At 42.4% G+C, this 17,241-nt stretch carries 14 protein-coding genes; 5 read left to right on the plus strand and 9 right to left on the minus strand.

The window, feature by feature from the left end:
* Positions 1 to 125: 125 nt before the first annotated feature.
* Positions 126 to 581 carry an NUDIX hydrolase gene (locus tag IQ230_RS24215; protein WP_193934788.1) on the minus strand — a complete coding sequence of 152 codons (456 nt, stop codon included), beginning with the start codon at positions 579 to 581 and terminating at the stop codon, positions 126 to 128.
* Positions 582 to 1,266: 685 nt separating this feature from the next.
* On the opposite strand from IQ230_RS24215, the gene IQ230_RS24220 reads away from it, so the two are divergent.
* Positions 1,267 to 1,431 (plus strand): hypothetical protein, encoded by a 165-nt coding sequence (locus IQ230_RS24220; protein WP_193934777.1) that lies wholly within the window; start codon positions 1,267 to 1,269, stop codon positions 1,429 to 1,431.
* Between the two features lie 41 nt (positions 1,432 to 1,472).
* On the opposite strand, the gene argH is transcribed toward IQ230_RS24220, so the two are convergent.
* From argH to IQ230_RS27080, 7 genes are all read right to left on the minus strand, one after another.
* On the minus strand, positions 1,473 to 2,906 hold the full coding sequence (argH, locus tag IQ230_RS24225) for an argininosuccinate lyase (RefSeq protein WP_193934778.1): 1,434 nt from the start codon (positions 2,904 to 2,906) through the stop codon (positions 1,473 to 1,475).
* Positions 2,907 to 3,212: 306 nt separating this feature from the next.
* Complete coding sequence (locus tag IQ230_RS24230; protein WP_193934779.1) at positions 3,213 to 4,625, minus strand: PP2C family protein-serine/threonine phosphatase; 1,413 nt, start codon at positions 4,623 to 4,625, stop codon at positions 3,213 to 3,215.
* Between the two features lie 381 nt (positions 4,626 to 5,006).
* Positions 5,007 to 6,764: a signal recognition particle-docking protein FtsY gene (gene ftsY, locus IQ230_RS24235; RefSeq protein ID WP_193934780.1), complete on the minus strand. Its 1,758-nt coding sequence runs from the start codon at positions 6,762 to 6,764 to the stop codon at positions 5,007 to 5,009.
* A 52-nt stretch (positions 6,765 to 6,816) separates the two neighbouring features.
* The gene (nusB, locus tag IQ230_RS24240; RefSeq protein ID WP_193934781.1) at positions 6,817 to 7,452 is read right to left on the minus strand and encodes a transcription antitermination factor NusB; all 636 of its coding nucleotides are present in this window, start codon (positions 7,450 to 7,452) and stop codon (positions 6,817 to 6,819) included.
* 146 nt (positions 7,453 to 7,598) lie between these two features.
* Positions 7,599 to 8,282 (minus strand): DUF502 domain-containing protein, encoded by a 684-nt coding sequence (locus tag IQ230_RS24245; RefSeq protein ID WP_193934782.1) that lies wholly within the window; start codon positions 8,280 to 8,282, stop codon positions 7,599 to 7,601.
* Between the two features lie 267 nt (positions 8,283 to 8,549).
* On the minus strand, positions 8,550 to 9,359 hold the full coding sequence (gene hpsJ-B / locus IQ230_RS24250; RefSeq protein ID WP_193934783.1) for a hormogonium polysaccharide biosynthesis protein HpsJ: 810 nt from the start codon (positions 9,357 to 9,359) through the stop codon (positions 8,550 to 8,552).
* Positions 9,360 to 9,596: 237 nt separating this feature from the next.
* On the minus strand, positions 9,597 to 9,734 hold the full coding sequence (locus IQ230_RS27080) for a hypothetical protein (protein ID WP_228055293.1): 138 nt from the start codon (positions 9,732 to 9,734) through the stop codon (positions 9,597 to 9,599).
* 1,139 nt (positions 9,735 to 10,873) lie between these two features.
* Between IQ230_RS27080 and IQ230_RS24255 the strand changes: the two genes are divergently transcribed.
* From IQ230_RS24255 to sds, 3 genes are all read left to right on the plus strand, one after another.
* Positions 10,874 to 12,742: an N-acetylmuramoyl-L-alanine amidase gene (locus tag IQ230_RS24255; RefSeq protein ID WP_193934784.1), complete on the plus strand. Its 1,869-nt coding sequence runs from the start codon at positions 10,874 to 10,876 to the stop codon at positions 12,740 to 12,742.
* Positions 12,743 to 12,825: 83 nt separating this feature from the next.
* Positions 12,826 to 13,674: a glutamate racemase gene (gene murI / locus IQ230_RS24260; RefSeq protein ID WP_193934785.1), complete on the plus strand. Its 849-nt coding sequence runs from the start codon at positions 12,826 to 12,828 to the stop codon at positions 13,672 to 13,674.
* A gap of 191 nt (positions 13,675 to 13,865) precedes the next feature.
* Positions 13,866 to 14,837, plus strand: coding sequence for a solanesyl diphosphate synthase (sds, locus tag IQ230_RS24265; protein WP_193934786.1), 972 nt, complete (start codon positions 13,866 to 13,868; stop codon positions 14,835 to 14,837).
* 117 nt (positions 14,838 to 14,954) lie between these two features.
* Here sds and IQ230_RS24270 read toward each other — a convergent pair whose 3' ends face one another.
* Positions 14,955 to 15,431, minus strand: coding sequence for a hypothetical protein (locus IQ230_RS24270; RefSeq protein WP_193934787.1), 477 nt, complete (start codon positions 15,429 to 15,431; stop codon positions 14,955 to 14,957).
* A 491-nt stretch (positions 15,432 to 15,922) separates the two neighbouring features.
* On the opposite strand from IQ230_RS24270, the gene IQ230_RS24275 reads away from it, so the two are divergent.
* The gene (locus IQ230_RS24275; RefSeq protein ID WP_228055294.1) at positions 15,923 to 17,134 is read left to right on the plus strand and encodes a DUF3488 domain-containing protein; all 1,212 of its coding nucleotides are present in this window, start codon (positions 15,923 to 15,925) and stop codon (positions 17,132 to 17,134) included.
* Positions 17,135 to 17,241 lie beyond the last annotated feature (107 nt).

Genomic DNA, 17,241 nt, shown 5'->3' on the forward strand with positions numbered 1-17,241 from the left:
CAGTAATTCCCATTGTTCATCTGTGAGATCGGTACGATATGATTGACCCATGACTCTCGTTCTCTGTCATTTTTTGCTATTGACAGGTTATTGTAACGAGAGCTTTTTTACTTTTCAGACCTCCTCTAAGCTACAATTGTTTCTCCTGCAAAATAGTCTTGTAACTGCTGGGTATGATCGTGAGAAAGCTCGCCTGGAGGTAGAGATGTTGGAGAAAAAGCTTTAATATCGATGACTTCTAAAGAATCGCGAATTTTCATTTCTCCCTTGACTTCGGCTTCGACAAGCACGCAAATTGAATGCACTCGTGGATCGCGATCGGGTGCGGAATACACTCCCACCAAACGGCGAATTTTAACGAGTTCGAGTCCTGTTTCTTCTGCTAACTCCCGACGCACGGCTGTAGGAATATCTTCTCCCCAATCTACCATTCCTCCAGGTAGCGACCATTTACCATTATCACGGCGGCGAATCAAAACGATTTGACCATCTGGCAAAATAGGAATAATGCTAGTACCAGGAATTGGATGCCGAAAGATAATGCCTAAGACAGTTTGACCAAATTGCCATAAGCGGCTCATAGAACGAAAAGCTGGGACGCGAGAAATATTATTCAACCTTACAATTTTTGTAATCAACTGCCGTAAGTAATACCATCAATAACATTTAAAGGATAGCCATAATCTCTATCTAGGAAAAGAGAAATACTCAAGTCACAATCTGCATGCGTTATAAAAAAAGCGCTGATACTGCTTGTCTGAGAGTTGCTACACATGGTACTGAGAAACTGGGGAAAAAGAAGTCAGTCCATTATGATTTGTTGCAACTATTTTTTGATTGATACTAAGTAATCAGTATCTCTACACAGGTAGACTTTGTTTATCGAGCAGCGAATAAATTCGCCAAGCTCTAATATACTGCGCTAGTTTGCCTGCCAGTACGAAGCATAAAAGCAAAGCAAGAGGTTTACTGCTTTGAATTGCCCATTAGTAATACTAGTTAGCTTATAATGAACTCTACACAGTGGCACAACAGTTGCTTGTGCCCTAGTTGATGACATTTTGTCTAGCCTCAACACTCAGTTTATGGCAGCATAATCTGGGAATGAGATGACCAAACGCTCATAGAAAACTGTGTGCTACACAGATAAATGTGCAATTGTCAAGTTAAATTCGCTAGGCTGGAAGTATACCGTTTATTATCGGTATCTGGTATTGCCTTTATAGATCTAGAGGCAGAAATTGTTGTTTATTTAATGAGGTGAACATGGCTAAGCGCCGTAATCCAAAAAAAGAAAAGGCGCTACGGAATCAGGCGTACGCCCGTAAGTTTCGTAAGAGAACTACTACAGGGCGTTTCCAGCGAAGATATCAACAAAATCCGCAGCAGCAACGAGAAGAAGAAGATACAACAGCAGCAGCTGATACATAAATTGCCAACAGCACTTGTTAAGGCTTGAGCCAGCATACTACTTATACTGTTCGGTGCTGATTTGATATGGCTGTGGTTGCGGAGCTATCTTCCACAATCATGAGCTGACGAGCAGCAGTAATTGCTTGACTCACTTGTTCAAAACCAGTTCCCCCGTAGCTGTTGCGAGCTGCAACAACTTGCTGAGGAGCGATCGCTTGATAAATATCTTGCTCAAAGGCGGGATGTAAAGCTTTCCACTCCTCTAAGCTCAAATCTTTGAGGAGCTTCCCCGCAGCGATGCAAGTTTTAACAACTTTGCCGACAAGGTTGTAAGCTTCACGGAAGGGAACTCCTCGTGCTGCTAAATAATCAGCAACATCAGTGGCATTAGAAAAATCTTCGGCGACTGCTGCGGCTAGACGCGGGGTAGAAAACTCTAAGCCTTCTCTTAGCAAAATGGTCATTGCCTCTAAGCAAGCTTTAACAGTTCTGACTGTATCAAAAATGGCTTCTTTGTCATCTTGTAGGTCTTTGTTATAAGCCAAAGGCAAACCCTTCATTAACACAAGTAGTGCTTGGAGATGACCGCAGACTCTCCCAGTTTTGCCCCGTACCAGTTCTGGCACATCGGGGTTTTTCTTTTGGGGCATAATACTAGAACCTGTCGCACAACTATCTTTAAGCTTGACAAAGCTAAATTCCTGCGACGACCAAAGAATCACTTCTTCTGAAAGACGGCTGAGGTGAACCATGATGATGCTAGCGCTGGCGAGAAATTCGATTGCAAAGTCGCGATCGCTCACTGCATCCATGCTATTAGCATAAATTTGGTTAAATTGCAAGAGTTCCGCCGTATAATGTCGGTCAATTGGGAAAGTCGTTCCGGCTAAAGCACCACTTCCTAGTGGTGAGATATTGACGCGCTGATTTACATCTTTTAAGCGTTCCCAATCGCGCTGTGCCATTTGAAAGTATGCCATAAGGTGATGCGCTAAACTGACAGGTTGGGCGCGTTGCAGGTGTGTGTAGCCAGGAATGAGTGTTTGAACGTGAATTTCGGCTAAATCGAGCAGAACGCTTTGAAATTCGCGGATATCTTGACGAATTTGGTTTATTTGATCGCGTAAATAAAGCCGAATATCAGTACCCACTTGATCGTTACGCGATCGCGCAGTGTGCAGTTTTTTACCGACGTCTCCGACAATTTCGGTAAGACGTCTTTCAACAGCAAAATGAACGTCCTCAGCGTCGATCCCTGGAGTGAAATTTCCCTGTCGGTATTCTTGACGAATTTGTTCTAAACCTGCAACGAGTTGTGCGGCTTCATCAGGTGAAATAATTCCTGTGTGCCCCAGCATTTTGGCATGGGCAATTGAACCTGTGATGTCGTATTCGATTAATTCAATGTCAAAGCCGATACTAGCATTGAAGCGAGCGATCGCAGGGTGTAGCGCTGATTCAAATCGCTGACTCCATGTTTTTTGTTGATTCACAGCTAATTTATGTTCCTTCACTCAAAATCATTAGTCCCATCAACATAAAATTTTGACGGAAAATTAGATGATATGAGTAATTCATTTTAAATTGCTGTTACTAAATCTGCTGTTTTCTCGAAAATTTGGGAAGTTGTGTTTTGACTAAATCAGGGGTGAGTGATTAGTGGAACTAGTGACTAGTGGAAGATTGAACAAGAAGTTCTTGTAGTAATGAGTGGCTAATAACTTAACAAAACAATTACCAATTCACACTTACCAGTTACCAATCCCCGCAATGGTCTGCTTATTCAACCAAAGTTGATATTACTCATTCGTAACTTGCAAGACAATCAGTGTCATGTCGTCTTTATTCTGATTAGCTGAACCAATAAAGCGATATACTTGCTCAAATAAGTATTCAAGGATGGCTTGTGGTCCTTGACAATGCTGACAAGCCCAATAGAATTTGCGAATTAGGTTTTCTTCGTCGAAGCGATCGCCACTTTGATTGACGGCATCGGTAAAACCATCAGTGTAGTAAATAATCGTATCTCCTGGATGCAATTGAATATGGGCGTCTTCATACTGACTTTCTGCATCTAACCCAATCAACATTCCCCATGTATCTAAGCGCTTAATATTTCCCGTAGCTGCTTGCCACAACAAAGGAGGATTGTGTGCGGCATTGCTGTAGTATAACGTTTGAGTTTGGGGATCGTAAGCTGAACAAAACAACGTAATAAAGCGGTGAGAATTTTCTAAATCTGCATAAATTACCTGATTTAATTTTTGCAGAATTTGTGCAGGGGAATTACCATTAGGAACTTCTGTACGTAACATTCCCTGCGTCATTGTCATCAGTAAACCTGCGGGAACGCCTTTTCCCATGACATCGCCAATCACAATTCCCCAACGACAAGGATCGTTTCCACTACCGAGTGCTACTTGATTTGGGTGACAGTTTGTTGGAATAAAGTCATAGTAATCGCCGCCTATATGACTTGCTGGTTGACAGCGTGCAGCTAACGTAATGCCAGCAATCTTAGGACATTGGCGTGGTAGCAATCTTAGTTGAATTTCTGCACCAATTTCCAATTCTCGGTTCATACGTTCTTTTTTGCGCAGTTCTGCGGTTAATTCATCATTTTCAACGGCAACCGCAGTTAAATCTGCAACAAGGCGGACTAACTTTTGCCTACTTTCTGTCCAACTATATTCTGGATTACTGCTAAAAACGTACAGTCTTCCGCGTTCTACTTGTTTTACAAAAACTGTTGTGCCAAATAGTTGAATTTCTGAACCTAAGTATCGACTAACTTGGTCATCTAAAGCAGCCGTAGCAGTAGCCGGAACAATTCCTGTAGCAGTTGCTAAAGAAGCTGTAACGACACTAATTGCGGTTTCTAGTGCTTTGCGAATATTTTTGCTTTGATGACTATCTTGACAATGAAGTCGTTCTAGTCGTACTTGACCATTAGGCTTAAACAAAACGAGTGCACCGCCATCAGCATCAGTTACTCGTGTTGCCATCAACGGAATGAGTTCTAAAAACTGATTTAGGTTACTGAAGCTTCTCAAGGCAAATCCTAGAGAACCAAGTAAATCGTGGATCTTGTGCTGTTCCTTATGCAGACGCGCGACAAGTTGCTTGAGTGCCAAAATAGGAGCGGCATCAGTGTTGGCGTTGCTATCGCGATCAGCAGTGGGGTGTGAAGAAGGTTGAGGCACAGACACCATCGTTATTCTCTTACCTGAGGATTTTAGCCATTAAGTGAGGAAGCAAAAATCATCTCGTTTAGTATAGATGAAAATGTATTGCTCACTACATTGAGCTTGGAAGCGTAATGTCTTTTGTGTAGTATAATGACTGAAACAATAAAATACAGTTGTTTTATAAAGTTTTTCTTAGTATTTGCTCAAAAAAATGTAGTTTGAGTTTAGCACTATCCAAACTGCTGCCTGCAACACTATAAACCTAAGAATTAGTTTGGCAGCAAAACATAAGAATAAGATAAGTTTTGCAGTCTTTCTTGAATAAAGATTATTTAATTGAAGTTGAGGCATCTTAGCTGAAAAAGTGTATCTTCAGCTGAAACCAACTTATATTTTGTGCCTAAATTAACTACTCAGTAAAGCTTCAACGAATTCATAGCTGGAAAAAGGACGTAAGTCCTCAACACCTTCACCTGCACCGATAAAGCGAATCGGGAGATTGAGTTGCTGTACAACAGCCAATGCGACTCCTCCTTTTGCAGTGCCATCAAGTTTTGTTAAGACAACGCCACTAAGTTGAGCCGCTTGAGCAAAAACCTCAGCCTGCCGTAAACCATTTTGTCCTAAAGTCGCATCGAGTACGAGGAGCGATTCAATTTTGGCATTGGGAGCTTTTTTATCGACAATGCGACGAATTTTACTCAGTTCGTCCATGAGATTTTTCTTATTTTGAAGTCGTCCTGCAGTGTCTACTAAGAGTAATTCAATGTTGCGTGATTGAGCAGCTGTAATTGCATCAAAGACAACTGCTGCTGGATCGGTATTTTGTCCTGGGTTGGCAATGACTTCAACTCCACTGCGCGAACCCCAAATTTTTACTTGTTCAACAGCAGCCGCACGGAAGGTATCAGCAGCAGCAATTAAGCAGTTGTATCCCGATTTTTGAGCAATATGAGCAATTTTGCCGATAGTTGTCGTTTTACCGGCTCCATTAACTCCTGTCATTAACCAGATGTTGAGGGTGTCTTTTTCGGGAGCAAAAGCAGCATTGTGCGAGGTTAAAGGTCGATTGAGCATATCTTGCAGAATTTCTTTGAGATAGGCGATCGCGACTTCTGGAGGTAGTGCTTCTTGCTTAATTCGCTCTTGCAAGGCATTAATAATGTAGTCTGTTGCCTCAACTCCAACATCTGCTTGTAATAACAAAGCCTCAATTTCGAGTACTGCTGCTTGGTTGAGTGGTCCTTGCCCAACAATCGCCTTAATTTGATTAACAAGATTGCGTCGAGTTTTGTCTAATCCTTGCCGTAGCTTTTTAAGCCAAGTAATTTCTTCTATTGAAACATCCTCTGGTTTTCGCCCTTGAGCCGCTAAAATTTCTGCTGACCACAGAAAACCTTCATCAAATGCTAAATCAAGGTTTGAAGCTTCGTCTGCGACTTGTGTAGTTTCCGTAGTAGCTAGAACTGGTTCTGGTTCTTCAATTGCTGTTGCTTTGAGTCTTTCTAGCCGCGCTTGTCGTTCAGCTTCTGCTCTTGCCCAAAAGGGTAATGATTCATCTGGGGCTTCTGGTGATGTTTCAGGTTGACTAGCTATTGGTTCATCTTCGACGACGACTGATTCTGTCTCAGCTACAGGTGACTCACTGACATTTTCAACTTGAGCATCTGTTTTTAACGCAGGTTCTGGTTCATCTTCTACAGTGACTGATTCTGTCTCAGTTGTATGTGTTTCGCTAACAATAGCTTCTGTTGAAGTCGCCTCTGGTTCATCTTCTACAGTGACTGATTCTGTCTCAGTTGTATGTGTTTCGCTAACAATAGCTTCTGTTGAAGTCGCCTCTGGTTCTGAGGATTTGCTTGGGGCAACTTCATCTGTTGATTCGACAGGTGCCGGTTCAGTAACAGACTCACTTTGTGCTTGTCGCTGCTGAATATTTTTGTAGGCTGCCTTAGCAAAGCTTAAGTAGTCAGCTGAAATTTCTGGTGAGGCATCACTTTGTTTTTCAGCTGTTGATTCTTCTGTTTCAGGTGGAGTGGTTGTAGCTTGTTCCTCGGTTGAGGGAGCAGCTTGCTCTTGACTAAATTGACGACGGAACCAATTAAAAACCATTGCACCTACTGTAAATTGCCAGCTAAAACAGACGACTTGAATAGCAGACATCAACTATTCTTTAATTTACCAACTCTTGGGGGATGCAGGCGAGATGTTACTGCTAAGATTTTGGATAGGCTGCTTGTGCTTGTTCGCTAATCCGGCGGAGAACACCATTAATAAAGCGGTGTCCTTCGTCTCCACTGTAACGCTTAGCAAGTTCTACTGCTTCATTAATTGCAACGCGATCTGGAACACCTAAGTATAGTATTTCTGCTACTGCAATGCGGAGTAAGTCGCGGTCAATTCGCGCTAAGCGAGATACTTGCCAATCGACCAAGGCATCGTTAAGCTTTTCATCAATTTCTGTACGATGAATATTGACAGCTCGGACAATTTGGAGTGCGTAGGTACGAACGTCAAAGTCTGGTTGGTTTGCCAGTTGAATGAGTTCTGGTAGCTCAAGTGCTGCACCAACTCGATTAATTGCACTTTGAGTAAGTTGAATGGATTCGTCTAATAGCGATCTGGAAGTACGTAAATCGCCAGCGCGTGTCTCGCTGCTTAATAGGCGATCGCTGGCACGTTGTAACTCTGCTGCTGCAGTCGTCAGAGTATCTTGAACTTCGGTTGTCAGAGTTCTAACCGCTGCCAATACCATATTTGATAATTGTTGTGTTTCAAGTTTCTCTGGTGAGCTTGGTAGTTGGCTCAAGCTTAGCAAAGCAAGTTCACGGGCAATTCTACGGGGTTGCATAATGTGTGAGTTATGAGTTGTGAGTTATGAGTTGTGAGTCGTGAAGTGTTGAGACAATTCTTTTGATGAATGCCTCCGGCACCTTTCTTCGCGAACAAAACTCAAAACTTAAAATTCAAAACTAGTCAATTGCTCCTAGTTCCTTTCTACTGTAATGGAGATTCGAGTTTACGTTCTTTGGAGACGACTAAAGGTGTTATTAGTGTATTGGGAGCGACGATGCCTCCGGAGATAACGACCTTAAAAGCATCTTCTATTGACATTTTTAAGTTAATGACTTCATCTTCAGGAACAATTGCATACCAACCGGTTGTCGGGTTTGGAGTTGTAGGAATAAAAATACTTAGCACAGGACGCTGCAATTGCGACTGAATATCATTACTGATTGTACCTGTCACAAATGCAATAACCCACATTCCTTTACGGGGATACTCTACTAAAATGACGCGGCGGAACTTGCCGTTAGTATCTCTTAGCAAAGTTTCGAGTAACTGTTTGAGAGTTTTGTATACTGAGCCTGCTAAAGGAATTGCTTGTAACAGTTCCTCTCCCACATCAAGCAACCACCGCCCTGCGATATTACGTGCCATCAAACCGATGAGCAGAATGCTTAGTAAAGGTACGGTAAATCCTACTGCTAGACTCAATAAATCCACTAAAAGTGGATGCATACCATCGAAGGGATTTAGTTGCCTAGGAATTTGTGTGAGAAAGTCAATCACCCAAGTGGCAATGGTAACTGTTAGCCATATCGTGGTAGCTAAGGGAATGACTACTAACAACCCTGCTATCAAGTCATTTTTTAAATCTTGTTTAAGGCGTTCAAACACAAATCGCCCACTCTCCTTGTAACTGGCGCTTGACTTTTGATGTCTTTGTTGTGGTTTGATAATTTAGGACTACGATACGCTTATCGCAAATGTTGTGTCGTGTATTGATAGTTATTTATTGATGCTTTACACCGCTCCTTGCACTCATCAGCGTCATTTGTAACTGGTTGTATCTCCTATTGTATTCTTTAAGAAGCTGTAAAGATTTATTGCAATCAGTGTAGCACTGAAAATCAAGTCATCAATTGCTTCAAACTACCTTCTCTATCAGTAGTCGGTGTAGTTAGGGCGCTCTGGTGGCAGCGAGTTCATATTTCTCAACCCTGTCCAGCCAATGAGGATGTAACCAATAGACAGTAGTAAACTACGAATACCACTGCCAATCCCTGACTGAACTTGTTCTTGAGCGCGTTGTTCAACTTCTTGCCTGCGTTGCTGAATCTGCTCTAAAGCTTGATTGCGTAGCGCGTCGGCGTTAAGTTGTTGATCGATGATTTGGTCGAGGGCTTGAGGATTTTCTCTTGCCTGTTGGAGGATATTTCTAATTTGTTCTGGAACTTGTGGACTTTGGAGTGCAGCATTTACCTGCTGTTCGTCTTGCAAAATTGCGGAAATCTGAGTGCGAATTTGAGTTCGTTGCGCAGCAATTTGGGTTTGCAATTGTGTTTCGGCTTGCGATGCTTCTTGATTGATGCGTGCGATCGCCTCTGTTCTTGCTTGTAAAATATTATTAATATGTAGAGGAGCAAGTAGCAGAAAGAGTAGCCCTAATAGACTTGCCAGCACTAGTACTAGAAATCTTAAGTTAAGTCCTGATTGGCGACTTAAAGAAGAATCTGTGACAATATTTTCTATCCAATAACCAGCTAAGAGCAAAGCTGTTCCCACCATTGGGATTGTTCCACGGTCAATAATTTGAGTGGCAAAATTAATTTGCCACTCTTGAGTTTGTGCTCGAAACGGAAATAACAACATCACAAAATCAAGTAGAAAAGCCAAAATTAGGATAATTCCTACTATTTTTAGAGTTCGAGATGCTAGCACAGAAAATAATTTGTTGTTATTAAGTGCTTTCATTGTTGTGATTTTTCCAGCGTAAGGTTCAGGGCGCGAACGTTAGGAAAGTATTTTATCTTTAATTTGGTTTTCGAGAAATTATTTTTCAATGACAAGTTTTATAGATAAAAATTAATATTAGTGAACGCTGTAAAGAACTGGAAAATATTATGTCAAAATCTGGTGCTAAAATCATTATTTTAATGATAATATTGAACCTTTTGCTGAGGATAATTTTTAGGAAATAGCCAATACTTGCTAGTTGGTTAATATAATAATTGTTATTTGCTGCACTCCTAATTTTAACCAGCAGCCTACTGAAGCGATCGCAGAAACTGAGATAAGCGTAATGCGTCCTTGGTGTCGCAAATGCTGCATAAGCTCAAAATATTCCATAATTCTATTTAACAGGTATGATTCGCAGCAGCTACCGAGAAGACTTTAGCACCGAATTGATTGGACAAACTCAAATGTAGTAATGTAACTTCGGTTGAATACTCGCTAACGTTTGTGGCTTTGCATCATAGATACCGAGGATGATAACAGAAATGAAGTCTTTTGTAATAAGTAGATTCCGACAATTATAGTGAAAACTCTAATGTAAATCGAAAATCAAGAATCCTGTCTCTTACATGAACCAAGTAACCTGGGTCAGTTAGTGTTTCAGTCAGCTAGCAATTAAATCCGAGCACAACCCAACGTACTTGCCTCAAGACAGTATTTTTAGCTCGTTCGCTTCCTATTTTGCCAATATCCACGATTACTTTCTTCTCACAATTCTGTTAATATGTTTGCTGCTAGTTTATAGAGCCAAAAGCCGCTTTACATTAATAAAGCTGTCTAGCACTGACAAAAATCTCATTTTTAGCGCTGCATCAACTAGCTGTGCAGCAAATATGGTCTGTCAAGATTCTGTAGCAAATCGAGACAGTCTTTTGCATTTACTCCAACTCAAAAAGGATTTTTGGTAAATAACTTTCAATTGAGCTGAATAAGTAATTGATTTTAGACAAATCTGAAGTTAAATTTATTCCAAGTTTATTCTCAGTTTAAATTTGTAGGCTACAGCGGAAACTTAAATCTCTCAATCTCCGTCCGCAGGTTTAATAAATTTGCTGAACTAAAATTCTCAACTCAAGCTGGATTTTGCCACCAAAGTTGAGACTAGAGGCTGATTTCAGTATCAGTAACCTTATTAGCAGCAAAGGATGCATCTCAAACCTTCAGCTCAATCAAGACGAAATCTCAGCCTTACACTCACGGTTGTACCAGTCATTTTACTTGGAGCTAGCTACTGTTGATTGTGGTTCACGACTTGGTGTATGCTCTCGCCTTTGAGTCTAGATTGAGTCTTCAAGCTCACTGCTCTCAAATCGTGAAGTGGGTTTTATCGCCGCCATACGTGTTGTGTACTTGTCCTCAGGTATACTCAAGGGCGGCTACCAGATATGTCAATGTGTGATGGAGTGAATTAAGAGCAGATAGAGGAGACGTAGACTGCACGAAATGAATGCGATGAATTAGGAGAAAGCATTGTGAGATTTCACTGGCTACTACCCAGTACTTTAAGCATTTTTCTGTTATCGTCTCCCGCAGAGGCGGCGAAACTTCGATCGTGGAATTTTGATGCTAATCGCAATCGCTTGGACTTCAAGACGGATAGTGCTGTTCAACCAAAAGCACAACTCATCTTTAATCCCATGCGATTAGTGATCGATTTACCAGGAACCAAACTAGAGCGTCCCACAGTAAAACAAGAGCTTGGCGGTAAAATTCGCAGTATTCGAGTTGGTCAATTTGACGAACAGACGGCTCGTGTAGTAATCGAATTAAGTCCTGGTTACAAGCTCGATCCTGAGAAGGTAAAATTTGAAGGGGCAACACCAAGTCAATGGACAGTACAGTTACCACAGCCTGAAAGAGTTGCGGTCAGCCCACCACCATCCGCAACGCCACAACGATCGCTATCAGCCATTGTGCCAGGCAGCAGTCGTCCAAACAATAATTCTGTAGCTCCACAGACAACTGCAACAGTACAGGTAGAAAATATTCAAGTTACAGGAGACGGGCTGTTTGTCCGAACCCGTGGCGGCGGAACTCCTCAAGTTAAAGTAAATCGCAGTAGCGATCGCAGTACGATTGATATTGATTTAGTGGGTGCTTCGCTAGCACCACAGTTGAGCAAAAAGCCGACTGTGACAGTTAATCGCTACGGTGTTAGTCGGATTCAACTGAATCAAGTTCAAAATTCACCGCCTGTGACGCGGATGACGATGCGGGTTGACAGAAACGGACCTGATTGGCAAGCATCAGTCAGTCGTTTTGGTGGTTTGGTAGTCCTGCCACAGGGAAGAAGTGCTACCAATACTGTTGTCACTACTCTAACTCAGAACACAACTACGAACACTCCCTCGTCGTCAGGCTTAGCAACAATTCACGCCGCAGAACTGACGATTAATGGTGCCCAGTTGTTGATTCGCGCGAGCCGAAAGGTCAACTATACAGGTGGCTGGGATCGTTCTACTGGACTGTATCGCATTACGATTCCCAATGCGCAGTTAGCGAGTAACGTTAGAGGACCATCATTGACTTCTAACAGCCCTGTGCTAAGAGTGCGTTTGCAGCAAGCTGATCCGCGCACAGTATCTATTTGGGTACAACCTGCAACAGGAATTCGGATCGGGGAACTCAATCAAGCAGGACAGGACGTACTCGCCTTACAACTTTCCCGTGCCAACTCAATCTTACTGCCACCTGCAAATGCTCAGACACCGCCACCTGAGCCACAATCGGTTCCTGTACCAGTTCCTCAAGCAACTACACCACCGCAACCAGCCACGCCGCCCGCGAAGCCTAATCCTCCTAAACAGCGTGCCGTGGTAGTGATCGATCCAGGACATGGTGGGAAAGACCCTGGAGCAATTGGAATCGGTGGAGCACAAGAAAAGCAGGTTATTTTACCGATATCTAAACAAATTGCCGCCATTCTGGAAAAAGAAGGCGTAAAAGTCGTGATGACACGCGATTCCGATTACTTTGTAGACTTGGCTCCTCGCGTGGCGATCGCCGAACGCGCTAATGCCGATATTTTTGTGAGTATCCATGCGAATTCAATGGGGTTGAGTCGTCCTGATATCAATGGTTTAGAAACCTATTATTTTTCTAGTGGTCAGCGCCTAGCACAGGTAATTCATCGCAACATTTTGCAGCGCGTGACTATTCGCGATCGCGGAGTGAGACGCGCTAGATTTTATGTGCTGCGCAAATCTTCCATGCCTTCGGTTCTCGTTGAAGTTGGTTACATGACTGGTCGTGAAGATAATCCTAGACTGCGCAGTGCTGCATACCAAACACAAATGGCAGAGGCGATCGCACGCGGGATTTTGCAGTACCTTGGGCGATAGTTGTGTTATTTTTGGTGAATTTGGTGTTTTATGCCAAAATTCATACTTGGCATCTGTGCTTCGTTTAATTTAGTTAACAACCTGTGGCTGATACTTCTGTCTCCCTTTTGTATGTCCCTCAAGTACAAAACGCTCCGATTGGCATTTTTGACAGTGGCTTAGGTGGTCTGACGGTACTACGTCAGCTTTACCGACAACTACCGCAAGAATCTATTATTTATCTTGGCGATACAGCGCGAGTTCCCTATGGCACTCGTTCGCCAGGTGAAATTGTCCAATTCATGCGTGAAATCCTCACCTGGATGCTTCAGCAACAAGTCAAAATGGTAGTTACGGCTTGCAATACAAGTTCGGCGCTAGCACTCAACATTGTGCAAAAGGAATTTCCTATCCCAATTATCGATTTGATTTTGCCAGGGGCAAAGGCAGCGGTGCAGCAAGGTAAACGGATCGGTGTGATTGCGACTCCAGCAACTGCGGCGAGTAATGCTTATCAACGGGCAATGTTAGAAATTGATCCGAGTGTCCAAGTTTGGCAAGTTGGTTGTCCTGAATTTGTGCCTCTTATTGAGCAAAATCGCATTCACGACCCTTATACAAAAGAGGTTGCACGTCAATATTTAACTTTTTTATTACAGCAACGTATTGATACTTTAGTGTACGGCTGTACCCATTATCCTCATCTAGCGCCAGTAGTGCGATCGCTCTTACCACAATCTGTAAAACTTATCGATCCTGCTGAGTATGTTGTCGCCGCTACGGTTCAGGAACTTGAACTATTAGGATTAAGCAGTACGCATCCTCCCTCTCCAACACGCTTCTGTGTTACTGGTTGTCCGCAACAGTTTGCGCAGTCTTCCTTACAATGGTTGGGCTATACTCCGACTGTTGAATCTGTCTGCGTGACGAAAGAAGAGCAGGTGAGCAGGTAAGTAGAGAAGCAGAAAAGAATACTTTTTTCTATCTACTCAAAACTCATCACTCAAAACTCAAAACTCTTTCACTAGCCACTCAATACAATTTCTGCTGATTTCCTCATAAAACTTCCCCCACGCCGAGGCTTAGCTTAAAATGAGTACAGATTATGTAAATTTTCTTAACTAAAGCTTGAGTCGGCTTATACATGACCTCAGCCACCTTCCTATTTTCCCCAGTTGAAGCAGACCTACGGATACTGTCAGAAAACTTAATTCAGTTAGTAGGTACGCGCCATCCTAAACTCTTCGCAGCGGCAAAGCACTTGTTCGGAGCCGGAGGAAAACGGCTGCGACCAGCCATTGTGCTACTTGTATCGCGAGCAACTATGTTGGATGAAGACATTACGTTGCGTCACCGCCGCTTAGCTGAAATTACAGAAATGATTCACACCGCGAGTCTGATTCACGATGACGTAGTGGACGAATCTGCAACGCGGCGAGGTGTTCCGACAATTCACAGCTTATTTGGCAATGGCGTAGCTGTGTTAGCAGGAGATTTCTTTTTCGCTCAATCTTCTTGGTATTTAGCTAACTTAGATAATTTAGACGTAGTTAAACTTTTGTCAGAAGTCATTATGGATTTTGCTGCTGGCGAAATTCAGCAGGGCGAAATTCTATTTGATACAAGCTTATCCGTCGAAGCTTACCTAAAGAAAAGCTACTACAAAACAGCGACTTTATTTGCCAATAGTTGTAAAGCAGCAGGTTTACTCAGCGATGTATCAAGTGAAACTGCAGATCATTTGTATAGCTATGGACGTCACTTAGGCTTAGCCTATCAAATTGTCGATGATATTTTCGACTTTACCGGTTCGGCAGACACTTTAGGTAAACCCGTAGGCTCAGATCTCAAAAGTGGCAACCTAACAGCACCAGTGCTATTCGCTTTAGCAGAAAAACCATATTTAGAAGTCTTGATCGCAAGAGAATTCGCTCAAGAAGGCGATTTAGAACAAGCGATCGCCCTAATCCAAAACAGTAAAGGTATCGAACAAGCACGGGAATTAGCTGCCAAGCACGCCACTCAAGCCGTTGAGCATCTCAACGATCTACCATATTCTGAATCACGCCAAGCCTTGATTAATATGGCTGATTATGTTTTAAGTCGGTTGTATTAGTGACTAATGTTTAGTTGCTAGTGGCTAGTTATGAGTTATGAGTAGATAGAAAAAGTATTCTCCTCTACTCCTCTGCTTCCCCTGCACTCTTTGTATCAACCCTAAAGCAAAACCAAATCAGGCAATATCTGGAGGGATGTAGTTAGAAGGTGTATTGGATAGAGAAGATTGCTGTAACTGAAGTTGAATCAGACGCTGTATATCTTCGCGACGAATTTCAATGCCGTTAGTTGTATCACCTGGTGTTTCAAAAAAGATGATACTGTCCACTGTTTCTAAAGCAATTAGCTGAAACAAGATAAGAGTGATCGGAATAGGGATAGCAACCAGTTGTGGCTCAAGTTCTGATGCGACAACGTCTTTCAAGGTGGGAAAAGCATAAATAACACGCTTTTCATGATGGAGTTCATCACGACTACGTAGAGTTGTGACCACCCACTCTTGTTCTAAACTTTGCAGAATATAGTACTGTAAGTGACCTAACCTCTCGGCGAGTAGCTTTAGCCCTGGTGCGATCGCTGCAACAACTTTGGGTGTAATGCCATCTTGGGGGGCATCATTCATTAATAATTGAATTTGTTTGTCTAAACTCATAATCAAGCGCGAAAAAGCTCTTGCTACCCTTTGAGTTTAGCGATCAAATGTAGATGGTTGCTCGTCGTGATGAGTCTGCTGGTAGAAAGGTCGTAATTCTACTGAATTTCTCAAAACAGAATTCCCTAATTGGGTAAAGCATAAATAATTCGCTTATATCACAGTACATTTACATAAACAATTCAACAAAATTATTTAAATATCAATAAATTGATCAGTAGGATTGCGCTAGGTTACTGAGGCAGTTATTCGTTAACTTATTTTTGTGTACTGAATAAGATAAACACGCTATTACAACGTTAGTCGTCAATTTGCTCTATAAAATTCAATAAAGTACAGTAAAAGCTCAGTAGGTACAATACATTTTTCGTAAATTTATTAACAAGAATCATTTATAAAATCCTCTCTTTCTACACACTGTGCGATCTCTGTGTCTAATAAAGTTCGTTAAAAATATTACATAACTCAAATTAACTTGCTATCTCAAAAATATGACCAAATCATCCAGAATGCGTCAGCGAAATCGAATCAAAATATCGCTATCGCTATCTGGTTGGAATCAGCAGCGACAGCATAGATCTAGAGAAGTAACCGAAGTAGAAGAATCGCGACTACTGCGATCGCTTGTTCAAGCATTAGTCATTGTAGGAATTATCGCCACAGATGTCGCAGCAGAAACGCAGTTTAGCTTGTGGGCTGTGCCACTAAGTATTGTTGGCGCAGTTTGGGCTTGGTATCGCCGTCACGATCGCAACATTCCGACCAAGTTTTGCATTGCGATCGCGATGTTAGCAGCACTCGCCGCATTTTTTGGACGCTTATTAGGTGAATTACATGACACCAGAGTACTTCTAGCCGAACTTTTAATTCAACTTCAGGTATTTCATAGCTTTGATTTACCTCGTCGTAAAGATTTAGGCTATTCGATTGTCATTGGGCTAATTTTACTTGCAGTCGCCGGAACACTCAGTCAAACTTTAGCCTTTGCACCAATGTTACTGCTCTTTTTAGCGATCGCCTTACCAGTATTAGCATTAGATTATCGTTCGCGGCTGGGAATAGAGGGGCGAGGGGTGTTAGCGCAGCGGGACGAAGTCCGGAGTGAGGGGCGAAGAGTCAAAAAAATTTCATTCGTCACACTCAAAAGTACAGGAATACTATTTTTAGTAACTGTGGGGCTAGGATTAACTGTTTTTGCGGTCTTACCTCGGTTTCCAGGTTATCAAATACGCACATTTCCAGTGAGTGCGCCGATAGATATTCAAGAGAATTTTGATGGGCGTAGCATTATTAATCCAGGTTATGTCCGTGAAGGAAGCGGTGGTGGGACGAGTGGTGGTAGCGGTAGCGATGCCCAAGCAGGAACAGGTATAGACGAAACTTTTTACTATGGGTTTAATAGCGAAATTAATCAAAACTTGCGCGGCGAGATGAAGCCCAAAGTTGTGATGCGGGTGCGATCGCAAGCTGAAGGATTTTGGCGTGTCTTAGGATTTGATCGCTACACGGGTAAAGGCTGGGAAATTTCGCGTAATGAACAGGTTGTCAACCACAAGCGTCCGAGTTGGTCATATCAAATATTTCTATCACCACCTGCAATTAGTGGAGAGTCGCAGGAAGTTGTGCAAACTTATACAGTCGTTTCTGAATTACCAAACTTAATTCCAGCGTTAGCTTACCCTAAGAGGAGGTCTGAAAAGTAAAAAAGCTCTCGTTACAATAACCTGTCAATAGCAAAAAATGACAGAGAACGAGAGTCATGGGTCAATCATATCGTACCGATCTCACAGATGAACAATGGGAATTACTG

Origin of the sequence: Gloeocapsopsis crepidinum LEGE 06123, from assembly GCF_015207655.1 — a bacterium.
In the GTDB taxonomy this organism is placed as follows: Bacteria; Cyanobacteriota; Cyanobacteriia; order Cyanobacteriales; family Chroococcidiopsidaceae; genus Gloeocapsopsis; species Gloeocapsopsis crepidinum.

Bases quoted from the DNA above. Each gene is read 5' to 3' on its own strand.
- IQ230_RS24275 (WP_228055294.1), top strand. From the start codon at position 15,923: ATGACCAAATCATCCAGAATGCGTCAGCGAAATCGAATCAAAATATCG.
- IQ230_RS27080 (WP_228055293.1), bottom strand. From the start codon at position 9,734: ATGGAATATTTTGAGCTTATGCAGCATTTGCGACACCAAGGACGCATT.
- IQ230_RS24220 (WP_193934777.1), top strand. From the start codon at position 1,267: ATGGCTAAGCGCCGTAATCCAAAAAAAGAAAAGGCGCTACGGAATCAG.
- nusB (WP_193934781.1), bottom strand. From the start codon at position 7,452: ATGCAACCCCGTAGAATTGCCCGTGAACTTGCTTTGCTAAGCTTGAGC.
- sds (WP_193934786.1), top strand. From the start codon at position 13,866: ATGACCTCAGCCACCTTCCTATTTTCCCCAGTTGAAGCAGACCTACGG.
- ftsY (WP_193934780.1), bottom strand. From the start codon at position 6,764: ATGTCTGCTATTCAAGTCGTCTGTTTTAGCTGGCAATTTACAGTAGGT.
- hpsJ-B (WP_193934783.1), bottom strand. From the start codon at position 9,359: ATGAAAGCACTTAATAACAACAAATTATTTTCTGTGCTAGCATCTCGA.
- IQ230_RS24215 (WP_193934788.1), bottom strand. From the start codon at position 581: ATGAGCCGCTTATGGCAATTTGGTCAAACTGTCTTAGGCATTATCTTT.
- IQ230_RS24270 (WP_193934787.1), bottom strand. From the start codon at position 15,431: ATGAGTTTAGACAAACAAATTCAATTATTAATGAATGATGCCCCCCAA.
- IQ230_RS24230 (WP_193934779.1), bottom strand. From the start codon at position 4,625: ATGGTGTCTGTGCCTCAACCTTCTTCACACCCCACTGCTGATCGCGAT.